Source organism: Olleya sp. KKT75 (assembly GCF_055635485.1).
This window is the reverse complement of record NZ_CM145759.1, coordinates 297,221-313,389: the sequence shown is the minus strand read 5'-3', so window position 1 is coordinate 313,389 and position 16,169 is coordinate 297,221. Positions and strand designations below refer to the sequence as shown.

Annotated in this window: 11 protein-coding genes; 1 reads left to right on the top strand and 10 read right to left on the bottom strand. The window is 31.6% G+C overall.

Going from position 1 to position 16,169, the window contains the following annotated elements:
- Window positions 1-535 precede the first annotated feature (535 nt).
- The 10 genes from ACZ2G2_RS01435 to htpG all read right to left on the bottom strand — a co-directional run bounded on the left by ACZ2G2_RS01435 (window position 536) and on the right by htpG (window position 14,892).
- The gene (locus ACZ2G2_RS01435; protein ID WP_470393611.1) at window positions 536-1,462 is read right to left on the bottom strand and encodes a hypothetical protein; all 927 of its coding nucleotides are present in this window, start codon (window positions 1,460-1,462) and stop codon (window positions 536-538) included.
- 591 nt (window positions 1,463-2,053) lie between these two features.
- The gene (locus ACZ2G2_RS01430; RefSeq protein ID WP_470393609.1) at window positions 2,054-2,656 is read right to left on the bottom strand and encodes a hypothetical protein; all 603 of its coding nucleotides are present in this window, start codon (window positions 2,654-2,656) and stop codon (window positions 2,054-2,056) included.
- Window positions 2,637-3,149: an RNA polymerase sigma factor gene (locus ACZ2G2_RS01425; RefSeq protein ID WP_470393607.1), complete on the bottom strand. Its 513-nt coding sequence runs from the start codon at window positions 3,147-3,149 to the stop codon at window positions 2,637-2,639. Before ACZ2G2_RS01425 ends, ACZ2G2_RS01430 begins: the two co-directional genes overlap by 20 nt.
- Window positions 3,150-3,407: 258 nt before the next feature.
- Window positions 3,408-3,977, bottom strand: coding sequence for a hypothetical protein (locus ACZ2G2_RS01420; RefSeq protein ID WP_470393605.1), 570 nt, complete (start codon window positions 3,975-3,977; stop codon window positions 3,408-3,410).
- A gap of 135 nt (window positions 3,978-4,112) precedes the next feature.
- The gene (locus tag ACZ2G2_RS01415) at window positions 4,113-4,862 is read right to left on the bottom strand and encodes a hypothetical protein (RefSeq protein WP_470393603.1); all 750 of its coding nucleotides are present in this window, start codon (window positions 4,860-4,862) and stop codon (window positions 4,113-4,115) included.
- A 395-nt stretch (window positions 4,863-5,257) separates the two neighbouring features.
- Entirely contained in the window at window positions 5,258-5,458 is a 201-nt protein-coding gene (locus ACZ2G2_RS01410) for a PspC domain-containing protein (RefSeq protein WP_470393601.1), read from the bottom strand.
- A gap of 547 nt (window positions 5,459-6,005) precedes the next feature.
- Entirely contained in the window at window positions 6,006-6,371 is a 366-nt protein-coding gene (locus ACZ2G2_RS01405; RefSeq protein ID WP_470393600.1) for a hypothetical protein, read from the bottom strand.
- A 256-nt stretch (window positions 6,372-6,627) separates the two neighbouring features.
- Window positions 6,628-10,080, bottom strand: a complete 3,453-nt coding sequence (locus ACZ2G2_RS01400) for a pyruvate carboxylase (RefSeq protein ID WP_470393599.1) — start codon at window positions 10,078-10,080, stop codon at window positions 6,628-6,630.
- A gap of 464 nt (window positions 10,081-10,544) precedes the next feature.
- Entirely contained in the window at window positions 10,545-12,767 is a 2,223-nt protein-coding gene (locus ACZ2G2_RS01395; RefSeq protein WP_470393598.1) for an ATP-binding response regulator, read from the bottom strand.
- 208 nt (window positions 12,768-12,975) lie between these two features.
- Window positions 12,976-14,892 carry a molecular chaperone HtpG gene (htpG, locus tag ACZ2G2_RS01390; protein ID WP_470393596.1) on the bottom strand — a complete coding sequence of 639 codons (1,917 nt, stop codon included), beginning with the start codon at window positions 14,890-14,892 and terminating at the stop codon, window positions 12,976-12,978.
- 245 nt (window positions 14,893-15,137) lie between these two features.
- Between htpG and ACZ2G2_RS01385 the strand changes: the two genes are divergently transcribed.
- A complete protein-coding gene (locus ACZ2G2_RS01385; RefSeq protein ID WP_090839150.1) occupies window positions 15,138-16,148 on the top strand; it encodes a 3-oxoacyl-ACP synthase III family protein in 1,011 nt (336 codons plus the stop codon).
- The last annotated feature ends 21 nt before the right edge of the window (window positions 16,149-16,169 follow it).

Below are 16,169 nucleotides of genomic sequence, written 5' to 3'. Positions count from 1 at the left end.
TAAGCAACTAAATTAATAAATAAAAACTAACATTAGTGAAATTCGGCAGAATTTCACGATACGCATAAAACAAGCATATTAATTATGCACGTTGTTGCCACGCGTGGAATTTCGCTAATTATTTCACATAATCAATGTCATTACGTTTGAGTAAAATTCAACACAACAGTTGGAATTCGGCAATAGATTCATCCGTTTTCAATTCGGTTTTGAGTGAGGTTCAATAGTCTGAATTTCACACAAGGCTGCTTAAATTCCGCAAACTATATAAATTCCGTTTGATCAGAATTCCGCCAGAGTAAAATTCAGTTTACAGTAAGTTTTTCGGAGTTTGAGTCGGCAGAAATTCGGGGAGTTTAAAGTCCAGTTTTTTCAGTTTGAGTGGAATTCCGCTATGCTTGGCAACGAGTTTGTGTATGGTTAGTTGCGTTGGCTAGGACTAAGTTAGTAAACAAAAACGAACCAGAGGAAAATCCGTAGGATTTTCCGAGTACACACAGAACCAGCAATTAAATATACACGTTGTTGGCTGTAGTTATTTGAATTTACCTCTTGACTTAAGAATTGTCAACTTTTTCAATTCAAAAAGCTCATTAATATCGTTTCCATAAAGAGCGAAAACTTTATTGTTTTCTATTCTAAAATAAGGCTCAGGATATCTTTTCTTTATGTTTTCAATAGTATCCAATTTTTCATGTTCAAAAATTACTGGATTTAGAAATTCCATTCTTTTTGGCTTGATTGGAAAATCATGTTCAAGATATCTATAATCACTCATTAAAAATGGAGATGCGAATTCGCCACTTTTCGTTTCGAGTAACTGCTGGTATTGATATTTTTCATGAACATAAATGTCACAATACTTATTAACGTATAAAACCAATTTTTCATAATCTTTAAATTTTGGCCAACCATAATGATCAAAAACATAAAATGTTACTGAGTCTTTTTTAATATCTCCATATAGGTTTTCAAGAACTTTATATTTTGCAATAAACTGAGCGTCCATTAGCACGTTACAAGATGCTTCTGGAACCTTTAACTCTAAGCTTATTTTTTCAGCTATGAAAACAAAAAGTTCCTGCTTTGGGTTATCACACTCGAATTCCCAATCACATGGTTTTAAGGTAATATTTTGATTTTCTAGTTTTAAATAGTCAGCAACAGAAATTGATTGAGTAACGTGATTAAATGATTTAATATAAATCGAATCGTTTTCATAAGCGCTTAAGCTAAAGAAACCATCATAATCTGTTTTAGTTACATTTTGATAGTTCATTGATAAACTATCAAGTCGGTTAGTTTCTTTATCATTCCACGAGACTGAGATTGTATCAACTGTAGAAATAATTACAGGATATTCTTTATTAGATATAATAATCCCTTCAAGGAAGACTTCTTTTTTGGAACAACTAAATACTAAAAGAAATAGTACAAAAGCAGTTAGATTGGGTTTATTCATGGTCTTCGTTAATTACAGCCAACGTGCTTGTGCATGACTTAGTATGCGCTGTTAAGCAACTAAATTAATAAATAAAAACTAACCATTAGTGAAATTCGGCAGAATTTCACGATGCGCATAAAACAAGCATATTAATTATGCACGTTGTTGCCACGCGTGGAATTTCGCTAATTATTTCACATAATCAATGTCATTCCGTTTGAGTGAAATTCAACACAACAGTTGGAATTCGGCAATAGATTCATCCGCTTTCAATTCGGATTTGAGTGAGGTTCAATAGTCTGAATTTCACACAAAGCTGCTTAAATTAAGCAAACTATATAAATTCCGTTTCATTAGAATTCCGCAAGAGTGAAATTCAGTTTACAGTAAGTTTTTCGGAGTTTGAGTCGGTAGAAATTCGGTGATTTTAAAGTCCAGTTTTTTCAGTTTGAGTGGAATTCCGCTATGCTTGGCAACGGTTTGTATAAGAATAGTTGCGGGTTTTAAGCTGTGAATTTAATAAATAAAACAACTAACCAAGAAAGTCCGTTTGGACTTTCGTAAATAAGCTAAAAGCCAGCAATTAATTTTATACGATGTTGGCAAACGTTATTCTAATTCAAATTCCTTAATTTCATTTAGTTTTATTCGAGCTGTATTTAAATCCAAATCCCATTTTTTATATATGTCAATAGAAAATAACTTTAAGAATAATATAATTCCAAATATTGCGAAAATAATACAAGAAATGAGATTTGAAAAAAGAGAGACCTTAAATATTAATTTTATTAAAACTGGAATAGAAGTCAGAACCCATAAAGCAACAATTCCTATGTCAAATTTTGAGTACTTTAAGATATGAATTTGAAATCTATGTATTGTTTTTTGTAATTCAATAATATTCATAGAATTATAATCTATTTTTTTTAGTGACATATGCTGAAAAAATGATAAGATCATAGCAAGACCAGCTATAAAAGCAGGTAAACTATATAGTAATTCATTTCGCACTATATATGCAAGGGATATTGAAATTATAGCATATAGCAATGCTAAATTTCTACCCAAAATAGAAATATTTATATATTCATCAAGTTTGCTTTTATAGTTTTCAACTGTAATTTCGTTGATTCTGTTTTCATTAATTTCAACACGGGAGATTAGTTTCTCTTGCTCTTTACTCCAAATTTCTTTAAGTTCGTTTATTTCCATTTTGATATGTTTTTTTTAATTTATTTTTTATTCTGTTGATTTTACTTCCAACATTGGTTTCTGTAATTCCAACGATATTGCTAATTTCTTTATAGTTATAGTCTTCCAAGTATAATAGTATAATCGCTTTATCAAAAGCATTTAGTTGGTCAATAAAAATATTTAGAATCCTTTTCCTATCTTTTATATCATCATTATGTTCTTCATAATCTTTTTCGATGAAGATTGAATCAATTGACAAATGTGTTGGTGTATTTCTGCTTTTTCTGTAGAAAGAAATAGAAACATTCATTGCTATCTTATAAATCCAAGTAGATATTTTGTAGTTTTTATTATACTTTTCAAGAGATTTCCATAATTGAATTAAAATCTCTTGTTCGAGGTCTTTTTTGTCTTGAGTATCTTTACAATAAATATTTATGACCTTATATAAGATTCCTTTATTTTCTTCTATAATTTTCTGAAATCGCTTTGTTTTATTCTCTTTGCTCAAAATAGGCTATTGTTTATATACTATTGTTCGCAAATAATTATAAAAAATCACAGTTTAGGATGTTTTTTTCGAAATTTAGAATATATGTTTGATGTTTAGGATGCAGTTTCTCTAATGTTTGCCAACGTTGTTGTATAAGATTAGTTGCGTGTTTTAAGCACTAAAGTTAGTAAATAAATTATAGATAGAAAGTCCGCGAGGACTTTCGTAAGTAAGCTAAAACTAGCAATTAATTTTATACGGTGTTGTGCTTAGTTTTTAATTCTTCTCTAAAAAGTTTTCAACTTCGGTGTAATAATCCTCTCCATAATATTTGTAAAAATCCCCATTCGGTTTAATAATTAGAAATGCTTCGCAATTTTGATGTTCAGTAAATACATTTTCATAGAAAAACCCTGAATCCAATATAAATTCAGCCGTTTTTTCATAAATATCTTCATTATAGGAATCTTTTGTATACACAAAGAAATCCAAAACGTTATTGTTAGAACTAATTCGGGATGAGATTCGTATTCTGTTGTTGACTACTTGCTTATTATCTTTTTCGCCAAATCGAACAGATATACAATTCGGCGCTTTCTGGTTAAAATTAACAAGAATAGATTTGTCATTAGGAATTGTAGTTTTTAATTCTGATTCCAAATTTTTTATTAATTCTTTGTATTCAGAGTTATTCAACTTTCCAGAATAAGCTTTTCTACTTTTCTTGTATTTTGAATTAGGTTGTGTATTTACATCTTTATTTTCAGTTGTTATTTTATTTGTTCCACAAGAAATAAGAAAAATAATTGATATAAAATAAGCTCTTTTTTTTAAGATTTTGTTCATAGATTATGGTTTGGTCAAATTAAGCACAACGTTGTTGTGTATGGTTAGTTGCGTGGTTAAGCAACTAATTTAGCAAATAAATCACAGATAGAATATTCCGCAGGAATGTTCGTAAGTCGGCAGTGAACCAAGCAATTAATTATACACGGTGTTGTAAGTAGTGTTTTTGTTTTCAATCATTCTTTTTATTTCATTCAAATGTGATGCACCATAGATAATAACTATTTTATTGTCTACAGAAGAAATAACTTTGTTAGCAACAAACTCGTTACGTAATTTTAAAATAAAATCTCTTTTAAATGCAGAAGATAATTCCTCTTTTATTTTTTTACACTTATAGGTAACTTTTTTTAAGTCAGTTCTGAAATCACAATTTGATAACTTTATTTTACCATATTTTTTTTCAAATTCTGAAATCAAGGTAATAATTGGAATATCAACTTTTTTGTCATTATCGTTAATATTCAGATTTTTTCGGTTTGGTTGATTTATGATTTTATCCTCCCCAACATATTTATATTTCCCTCTTAATTTTTTAGTTACTGTGTCATAACGTTTTGATGTAATTGATTTTCCGTAAAGTTTTCTAAATTTTCGTTTACTAATATCACTATCTAATGAATCAATATTTAGTGGGTTTTTTACAGTCTCATAATAAAAAATGAAATTATTTTTGCGCAATGAATCAATTTTTTTTCTTGCATCCGTATAAAATGTTTCATCTCCGAAATGGAACATTGGTATGAAGTAAATTTCTTTACTTTTATATTCAATTTTTTCTAAGGACACATAGTCAGGATAATCCAAGTTAAATTTTGAAGAACCACAAGAGATTAGAAATAAAGGAATGGAAATTAATAGAATTCTTCTAAATAAAGTGTTCATTAGTTTGTTCGGTTACATTACTTACAACTAGTTATATGGTGACTAAAGTAGTAAATATCCCTCAATTTTTACGGGATATGAGGAACTTTTGTTCCTGATTTACTTTTTAATTTTATACAAACCTACAACTATTATTACGCGTTTAAAATACGTAGAACTACGTAAATTTATTTGCTGCAACTAAGGTACAATTTTGTAATACTTAAGTTTTACGGGTTTCCGTAAAACAGAAAAATAAGCCACCTGATTAGATGGTTTTAGTTTTGAGATTCTTCACATCGCAAAGAATGATAGTTTTGTTTTGAGCGTAGTATTTTATTTAAACTAAATTTTTGAAAGCTCATAAAATAGTTCATTTTTATAAATAACTATTGAAAACATACTTTCGCAACCTTCTATGCTAAAGAATCATTATTAGAATTAGGCATCACAAAGTTTAAAATAGTATATATTATTAATCCAGAAGCTCCTAAAAATGTAGCAATAATGAATAATATTCTAACATGCAAAGTTTGCCAACCAAGGTACTCAGCAATTCCAGAACAAATACCAGCTATCATTTTATCATTAGATTTTATAAGTTTTTTATTGTTCATGTTTTTTATAATTTATAGTTTTTTTGGTTAGGAAAATGGTCATCTATTAAATAAGGTACAACGGTCTTGTGTAACCAATTATTGATTAAAGGTGTTAAATTTAAGTATATAATCAGAAATAATGAAAAGATCGGGTATCTGATAAACGGTAAAAAAAAAGCAAAATAAAATCACCTAACCGGTTGGCTATAGGTCCGCATTACTTATTTAGTGTTACGCAAATAATCCTGCTTTAAAATGGTCCCAATCAGAAAATAGTACTGTTGCTATAACAAATGTGACTACGATTAAAACTAATCGGATACGGTCTTTTTTTTTTAAATTAGTTATCATTTTTGTGGTTTTGGTTGGTTTAAGTTACTGTCTTCTAATTTATACTAGTTAGTAGCCAAAACTATTGTAATGTTACAGATTTAATGTTATTTTAACTTCCTAAACTAAGAGTATATACTTTTGGTTTATTCTATAACTAGTGTAGTTTACTTTAAACATAAGTTGGCTATAGACAGTAATAAGTAGTATATCTTTTAAGCTAGTCTTTTTATTATTAAAGATCACCAAATTTTTGATTTACACTATCATTTTCGATTTCAAACTCTACCCATTGATTAATCGCTGCTCCATTTGTATAATGTCCATGATTTTTAGTTTCCTTTTTTCCGTTTCTAGTGTATTCTAATATATAAGTTCCATCACTTTTATTGGCTTGCATATTTAAAAAACCAGAAGCAATTCCGTTAGGTCCAATGTTATCAAATTTTAGTTCCGTAAGATTTTCAGATGTTGTAAATCTTACGTTTTCAATTGGGGCATCAGATTTGTTTTCAATAGTGAATTCAATCTCATTTCCTTTACCAATTAATTTACAGGCGCTTAACGTTAGTATTATAATTCCTATTACTATTTTTTTCATTGTCTATTTTTATTATTCACAATCCTTAAATATCTTTTTTTATATTGTGTTTTCAAACTTATACGTTGTTATATATCTCTGTGAGAAATAAAGCGTTATAACATGTGCTTATTACAGCACTTATTTTTTAAAAAAACTAAGTTACAAAAATGAAATACATTGTAGGTCTAGTTTGCTTTATTGGAACAAAAAAACCACCTAAATAGGTGGTTTTTTTATTTCCGCGAAAGCGGTATTTTAATATAGTAAAGCTGTATTATTCTATGGTAACAACAAGGTCATTTTGTTTTACCATTTTCCCTTCTTTTAGTGTTACTGATTTTATAGTACCCGATTTAAAGGCAACTACAGTGGTTTCCATTTTCATGGCTTCTATAATAAATAGAGGATCGTTTTCTTTAACGTCTTGTCCTTTTTTAACTAAAACTTTGTATAAAGCGCCTTGTAATGGTGCGCCAATTTGGTTTTCGTCAGTTGGGTCTACTTTTGTATTAGTTTCGATTTTTATGTTTAACGAGGTGTCTAAAATGTCTACAAATCTATTTTCTCCGTTTACTTTAAAAAAGACGGTTCTCATACCTTCTTCGTTTGGAATACCAATGGATAGTAATTTAATGATGACTGTTTTTCCTGGTTCTAGCTCTATTAAAATTTCTTCACGAAGGGTCATACCATAAAAAAAGTTTTTTGTTGGTACTAATGCTAAGTTTCCATAGGTCTTATAGTTTTCGTGCGCTTGTTCAAAGACTTTTGGATATAATGTGTAGGATAAAAAGTCTTCCATCTCAATTGCACGAGTAAAGCCTTTTTGGAATTTCTTTTTGAAGGCTTTGTATTCTAAATCAAAATCTATTGGTTCTAGATGTGCGTTTGGTCTGTTGGTATATGGTTTTCTGTTTTTAAGTATAATTTTTTGAAGCTTTTTAGGGAAACCTCCTTCGGGTTGACCTAAATCTCCAACAAAGAAACTTATCACAGAGTCTGGAAACGAAATCTCCTCACCACGTTCCATAACATCTTTTGTAGTTAGATTGTTGGTTACCATAAAAATAGCCATATCTCCGACCACTTTAGAGCTTGGTGTTACTTTAATTAAGTTACCAAACAGTATATTAACCTCGGCATACATTTTTTTAACCTCATCAAAACGATCTGCTAATCCTAAAGCGGTAGCTTGAGGGCGTAGGTTACTGTATTGTCCACCTGGTATTTCATGTTCAAAGACCTCAGCGGTTCCTGCTTTTAGTCCTGATTCAAATGGATAATACAATTCACGCGTGTCTTCCCAAAAGTTAGAAAACTGATTTAGTTTGGGCATATCAAAAGCGTGTGCTCTTGGTTGGCCTTTCATCATCTCTACGGTTGCATTAAAGTTTGGTTGCGATGTTAATCCAGATAAACCACTTAATGCAACATCAACCACATCAACGCCTGCTTCGATAGCTTTTAAATAGGTTGCTGTTTGTAATGATGATGTATCGTGTGTGTGTAAATGTATGGGTACGTTTACGGTATCTTTTAATGCGGCAACTAGCTCTGTGGCTGCGTAGGGTTTTAATAATCCTGCCATATCTTTTATAGCAATCATATGTGCTCCAGCATTTTCTAAATCTTTGGCTAGCTGTGTGTAGTATTTAAGATTGTATTTTGTTTGGTTTACATCCAATATATCTCCTGTATAACTTAATGCTGCTTCTGCGATTCCGCCTGTTTTGTTGCGGACATAGTTTATACTTGGTTCCATTGCTTTTACCCAGTTTAGAGAGTCAAATATTCTGAAAATATCAACACCGTTTTCCCAAGATTTTTCAACAAATTTCTCGATTAAATTATCAGGATATGCTTTGTAACCAACACCATTAGAGCCACGTAATAACATTTGGAATAATATGTTTGGTACTGCTTTACGCAATTCTCTTAAACGTGTCCAAGGACTTTCGTGTAAAAAACGTAAGCAAACATCAAAGGTGGCACCTCCCCAAACTTCCATACTAAAAGTGTTTGGATGGTTTTTTGCAAAACTTTCGGCCACTTTTAGCATGTCATAACTACGCATTCTGGTTGCTAATAACGATTGATGCGCATCACGCATGGTGGTATCCGTAAAATGAATTTTTTTCTCGTCTTTTAACCATGCACAGAATTTTTCTGGACCTAACTCCGTTAACAAGTCCTTTGTTCCTTTTGGATAGGGATCTGACAAACTAAATTTTGGCACTTTTGGGGTTCTGAAAACTTTGTTTTCTTCAATGTTTTTAACATCAGAATTTCCGTTTACACTAACTTCTGCTAAAAACTGAACGACTTTTGATGTTCTGTCTTGTGGCAGTTTTATTTTGAATAAGGCAGGCGTATTTTGAATAAAATTTACAGTCACTTTACCATCCTTAAAAGTGGGATGCTGAATGACATTTTGTAAAAAATGAATGTTTGTTTTAACACCTCTAATTCTAAATTCTTTTAAAGCACGTACCATTTTACGTGTTGCACCATCTAGAGTTCTTCCGTGAGAGGATACTTTGACTAGCATAGAGTCAAAAAAGGGACTGACTTTATAACCTTGGTAAATACTTCCTGCGTCTAGACGGATTCCCATTCCGGAGGCACTACGGTAAGTTGTTACTGTACCGTAATCTGGTGTAAAGTTGTTTTGAGGGTCTTCTGTGGTTAATCTACATTGTAAAGCAAAGCCATAGGTTGCTAATGTGTCTTGTCCGTAAATTTTAATTTGATCGTCTGATAGTTTATAACCTCCAGCAATAAATATTTGTGTTTTTACAAGGTCAATTCCTGTTACCATTTCGGTAACCGTATGTTCTACTTGTATTCTTGGGTTGACTTCAATAAAGTAAATGTTGTCTTGCTGATCTACCAAGAACTCTACAGTTCCAATATTATTATAACTTACTTTGGTTGCTATGGCGACTGCGTATTTATAAAGGGCTTCTTTTACTTTAGTAGACACATTAAAAGATGGCGCAATTTCTACTACTTTTTGATGACGTCGTTGTACAGAACAATCTCTTTCAAATAAATGACGAATGTTACCATGTCTGTCTGCTACAATTTGTACTTCGATATGTTTTGGGTTTTCGACATACTTTTCTAAAAACATAGTGTCATCACCAAATGCATTTAAAGACTCATTACGTGCAGAGTCAAAGTTAGTTTCTAAATCTTCGGCAGATCTAATAATACGCATGCCTCGTCCACCACCACCAGAAGCTGCTTTTAGCATTAAAGGATACCCAATACTTTCTGCTTGCGATATTGCTACTTTTAAAGAGGTTAATTCTTTTTTATTACTTTCTATAATAGGGACTTGACATTGTTCTGCTATTTTTTTAGCTGTAATTTTATCACCCAAAGCATCCATAACTTCTGGGTCTGGTCCAATAAAAACAATACCGTGTTTAGCGCATCGTCTTGCAAACTCTGAGTTTTCAGATAAAAAACCATAGCCTGGGTGTATCGCATCTACATTTTTAGATTTTGCTAAATCTATAATGCCATCCATATCTAAGTATGGTTTTAAAGGCTGATTATCGTCACCAATTTGATACGATTCATCCGCTTTGTTTCTATGTTGCGAGTAGCGATCTTCGTAGGTGTAAACTGCTACTGTAGCAATATTTAACTCTGTACAAGCACGTAATACTCTAATAGCAATCTCTCCTCTATTAGCAACAAGAATTTTTTTGATTTTCATTTTTAGTGTGTGTGTTAGTGTGTGTTGTGTGATACTATAGTTTTTTATAACGTCTGTACAAACCTTTAAAAACCACTGTTAAGCGCTGATTTTTAAAAGTGACATAAGTATAAAGGGGTGTGATTTAAAAGAACGTTTATCACTTTAAAAGTGTGTTTTTTACTGTTTAGACCATTTAAAGACAAATTGTGAGTCTGTTTTTTAGACCTATGGCTATAAGGTAATTTTTATTTTTTAAAAATACAATGCATGCATAGTATTTTTTGTTATTTCAATACAAACAGTACAAAATCGGGATTAATAACCTTTTTGATATAGGTGTAGGGGAGTAGTTGCGCTTTTTTTATCGCAATTTATATTGCAGTAATGCCCATCGTGTTTTATTAAAAAGAAGGCATGCAGTAGCAATACTATCTAATAAAGTAAATAGTACGGATTAATTTATAATTAACTTGATGTAGTCTTTAGTTGTAGTTTAAAACGTCCTCTTTGGCTATGGCTTGGTATAGTTTTTCAATCTCAATAGGTTTCCATAGGATGTCATTAAAAAGCTTAGCATGCTCTTTATTATTCTTGGTTGTCATAACATCCGCCGTAATGGCAAATATTGGCGTGTCTTTATTTAAGTTACTTTCGGTCCTGATTAATTTGGTTGCATCAATACCATTCATTTCTGGCATGTGTAAATCCATTAAAATAAAATCGTAAATTTTATTTTTAGCATATTCTACAGCTACTTTACCATTTACAGCGTGTTCTGTTTTAATACCCCATTTAGATAACACTTTGGTAATAAGTGTGGCATTCATTACGGTGTCTTCGGCTAATAGAATAAGTTTATTTTTTAGCTGATTAAAAATTGGTTTAGGTTTAGCTACCATTGGTGCTATGCGTTCTAATTGGATTGTAAAGTAAAACTCAGAGCCTTTTTGTTCTTTACTTTTTACTTTGATAACGCTGTCATGCAATTTAACTAGTTCTTTTACTATGGCTAATCCAAGACCTGTACCGCCTTGCTTTTTAGTCATAATAGGTTTTATTTGAGAAAAACTATCAAATATTTCTATCAAGTCTTTTTTAGGAATACCTTCTCCTGTATCTTTTATCTTAATTAAAAGCGTGTCATGCGTTTCGCTTTTTTCTTTCAATTTAATCTTAAAGGTCACTTTACCTTTTTCTGTAAACTTAATAGCATTACCAATCAGGTTACTAAGTATTTGTGTTAGTTTGGTTTGGTCTATTAGATAGTTTGTGGTGTCCGGAACATTGTTTTTTAAAACTAATTTTAAGCCTTTAGACTGTGCTAAATTTAGATGTAGATTTAAAATATTTTTACATAACGTATCAAAATTAGTGTTTTCTACTTCTAGGTTTGTTTTTTTAGAGTCTAGTTTAGAAAAGTCTAAGACGTTATTTACTATGCTTATAAGGTTGTTAGAGGCAAACTGTAGACTTTCTATTAGCTTTTTGTTTTCTCCAAAAACTTGGTCTTCAAGAATAGCTACAATGGTAGTCATGGCATGTAGCGGTGTTCTTATCTCATGACTCATTACAGATAAAAACTCTTGTTTTAGTTTTAATGCTTTTTGATCGTCCTCGTTTTTTTTCTCTATTATTTTTTGTTTCTCTTTTTGAAGTAAGGCTTCATGTTCTAACACGTTAGTTTTGTTAATCAAGCTATAGTTATCCATAACTTGTTGCGTCTGCGTATTCATGATTAATTCTTTCTCTGTAAGGTACAGTTCAAGATATTTAAAAGCACTTTCAATTTGATTAGCCTTTTTGTATATGATATATAGTTGATGGTATCCTTTTATTTTGGTAATGGTAATGTTGTATTTAATAGACAGATTTAACCCGGTTAAAACCGCTTGTTCTGCTTTGTCTAATTGGTCTTGTTTTAAATATAGTTTCCCTAATTTATTGTAAGCCATACAAGCGCCCATAATTTCGATAACCTTATTGTAGGTTGTGATAGCTGTTAAAAAATCGTTTTCAGCTTTTTCAAAATCACCTAGAGCAAAATATATTTTTCCGCGTCCATAAATAGCAAACCCATAACCTCTAGTGTCTCCAGATTCTTTTTTTAGTTTTATGGAATGCTCTATCATTTTTATGGCATAACTGGTCTTATTGTTTTTTAGTAATAAACCTGATAGATTATTATATACGTTAGATTCTAGATTTATGCAGTTTACTTTTCTGGCATTTTTTACAGCCTCTTTGTAAGATTTAAAAGCATTGGATTGATCTCCAATATACTCGTAAGCAGTACCAATAGCTTTACCAACTTTAGACTGGTTTTTAAAGTCACCATGTTTTTTATAAATACGAAAGGCTTCGATTAAACAAATTAAACCTTCGTGATAATTATCTGTTTTATAATGGACACTACCAATGGTGTATTTAGAGTCTGCAATACCTAATTGGTCATCAATAATTGTAAAGCAAGCAACTGCTTCTGTAGCGTGTTTGGTAGAGTTTGCGTAGTCGCTAATAATCATGTAATACAAACCAAGCTGGTTTAAACTACGTCCAATTAATTGTTGGTTATTAAGGTTTCGGCTTAAATGCAGAGCTTTTTTTGCTAAGACAATACTGTTGGGTAGGTCTAGGGATCGATTATTATAAGCATTATTTAGAAGCTTATTAATGGCTTCTGTTTGTGGTAGGCTTTGGTCAATCATTAAAAAAAAATACTTGGTTGGGTAGGTAAACTTAATCAAAAATTTTGATAGTTATAGTGTATAACAGATTATGATACTGTTATTTATATTGAATAAAAAAAGCCACCTAAATTAGGTGGCTTTTAATTTCCGCGAAAGCGGTAGTGTTATATTTAAAGCGGTTTGTTATTGATATGCTAATGGCATTACAAAAACAGCCTGCCTTATGTTACTTTAATAACTCGTAACTACGTTTGATAAAGTCTGATAATTCTTTTCCTTTTAAAAGACCTTGAGATAAACGTGCTAAGTCTAAACTTTGCGTTATTAAATGTGTTTGCTTGTCTTTAGCTTCTGTGCTTAAAATCTCGTTAACTAAGTCAGAGTTTGTATTAACCACAAGGTTGTACATCTCTGGCATGTTACCAAACATTTGCATTCCGCCGCCACCACCTGACGCTTGCATCTCTTTCATACGACGCATAAATTCTGGTTGTGTAATCATAAATGGCGTTGCGTTGCTATCCATAGCTTCTAATTGTACCATAAATTTATCAGACGGTATTACTTCTTTCAATAGCTCGTCTAACGCTTTTGTTTGCGTGTCGTCTAATTTAGAGATTGTAGTTTCGTCCTTAGCAATTAACTTATCAATAGCGTCTGCATCTACACGAGAAAAAGTAATGTTTTCTTTAGTAGATTCTAATTTTTGCATTAAATGCGAAATAATAGGACTATCTAACAATAACACATCATAACCTTTGTCTTTTGCAGCTTCAACATAACTGTGTTGTGCTTCTTGGTTACTTGTATAAAGGATAACTAACTTACCATCCTTATCTGTTTGTTTTGCTTTGATAGCGTTTAATAACTCTTCGTAAGTAAAGTATTTACCATCTACCGTTGGGTATAATGCAAATGCATCTGCTTTATCAAAAAATTTGTCTTCAGATAACATTCCGTATTCAATAACAATCTTAATGTCATTCCATTTTGCTTCAAACTCTTCACGATTGGTGTTAAATAGCGACTTTAATTTGTCGGCTACTTTACGAGAAATGTAAGATGATATTTTTTTAACAGCACCATCTGCTTGTAAATAACTACGAGACACGTTTAATGGAATATCTGGACTGTCAATCACACCACGTAACATCGTTAAAAATTCTGGTACAATCCCTTCTACATTATCTGTAACGTACACTTGGTTTTGGTACAATTGGATTTTGTCCTTTTGCATTGCCATATCCTGTGTCATCTTAGGGAAGTATAAAATACCTGTAAGATTAAATGGATAGTCTACATTTAAATGAATATGGAATAATGGATCTTCGTGTTGTGCAGGATATAACTCTCTGTAAAAGCTAGTGTAATCCTCATCCGTTAAATCTGCTGGTTGTTTAGTCCAAGCCGGAGTAGGATTGTTAATAATATTATCTACAGTAATTTTTTTCTGAGGCTCAGTCGTTTCTTTACCTTCAGCATCTTTTGTAGTTGCTGGTGTATGGTCAGGGTCGTTTACTTCTTTAGTTCCAAATTTAATTGGCACCGGCATAAACTTGTTATACTTATAAAGTAAGCTACTAATACGTGCTTCTTCTAAAAACTCAAGAGAGTCTTCTGCAATGTGTAAAATAATCTCAGTTCCTCTGTCTGTTTTATCTGCATCTTCTAAAGTAAACTCAGGAGAACCATCACATGTCCAATGTGCAGCTGTTGTACCTTCTTTATGAGATTTAGTAATAATTTCTACTTTCTCTGCAACCATAAAAGCCGAGTAAAAACCTAAACCAAAGTGTCCGATAATTCCAGAATCTTTAGCACTGTCTTTATACTTATCTAAAAACTCTTCAGCTCCAGAAAATGCCACTTGATTGATATACTTTTCAACCTCGTCCGCAGTCATACCTAAACCTTGATCGATAATATGAAGTTTTTTACCTTCTTTATCAATTTTAACCTCGATTACTGGGTTTCCGTATTCGGCTTTTGATTCGCCAATAGTCGTTAAATGCTTTAATTTTAATGTTGCATCTGTACCATTACTAATAAGCTCACGTAAAAATATTTCGTGATCACTATACAAGAACTTTTTAATTAATGGGAAAATGTTTTCTACTGAAACATTAATACTTCCTTTTGCCATGATATTATTTATTTTTTTAATTCCGCTTAAAGCGAAAACTTATATTAATTTCTTAATCTTTAACAGTCAACAAAAATGCCAATTGCTAAAATGTGACAAGATGACACTTGTAAATACCCGAAACTATTATGCATGCATAACGAATAAGAAATAATTGTGAAATCATTATTTTTGAAAGCATTAAATTGCGATACTATTTTTTTTTAATGGAAAAAAGGAAGTAGACATAATAAAAATATAACTTAATGTACAATTCAAAAATTATTGGTTTAGGTAAATATGTACCTGACAACGTTGTAACAAATGCGGATTTATCCAAAATGATGGATACTAATGATGAGTGGATTACAGAACGTACTGGAATAAAAGAAAGACGTTGGGTAAAAGAAGGCTCTGGAGATACAACCGCAACAATGGGAGTGAAAGCTGCCAAACAAGCAATAGAACGTGCAGGTATTGATAAGGATGATATAGATTTTATCATTTTTGCAACACTAAGTCCTGATATGTATTTTCCTGGTCCAGGGGTACAAGTACAACATGCTTTAGATATTAAAACCGTAGGGGCTTTAGATGTGCGTAACCAATGTTCTGGTTTTGTATATGCTTTATCTGTTGCAGATAATTTTATAAAAACTGGTATGTATAAAAACATATTAGTTATTGGTAGTGAGTTGCACTCTCAAGGGTTAGATAAGACTACAAGAGGACGTGGTGTGACTGTAATTTTTGGTGATGGAGCAGGAGCTGCAATATTAACAAGAGAAGAGGATAATAGTAAAGGGATCTTATCTACGCATTTACATAGTCAAGGAGAGCATGCTGAAGAGCTAGTTTTAGTGGCGCCAGGAATGGGTAAACGTTGGGTAAGTGATATACTTGCAGATAACGATCCGGATGACGTTAGTTACTTCCCGCATATGAATGGTCAATTTGTATTTAAAAATGCAGTAGTCCGTTTTAGCGAAGTAATTATGGAAGGTCTAGCTAAAAACAATATGGATAAAGAGGCTATTGATATGTTAATACCACATCAAGCTAATTTACGTATTGCACAGTTTATCCAGAAGAAATTTGGATTAAGTGATGATCAAGTATTTAATAACATTATGAAGTACGGTAACACAACAGCTGCTTCTATACCAATAGCATTAACTGAAGCTTGGGAACAAGGTAAGGTTAAAGAAGGGGATAATGTTGTATTAGCTGCGTTTGGTAGTGGATTTACTTGGGGTAGTGTTATTATTAAATGGTAATTTATTTTGCTAGTTTGTGTT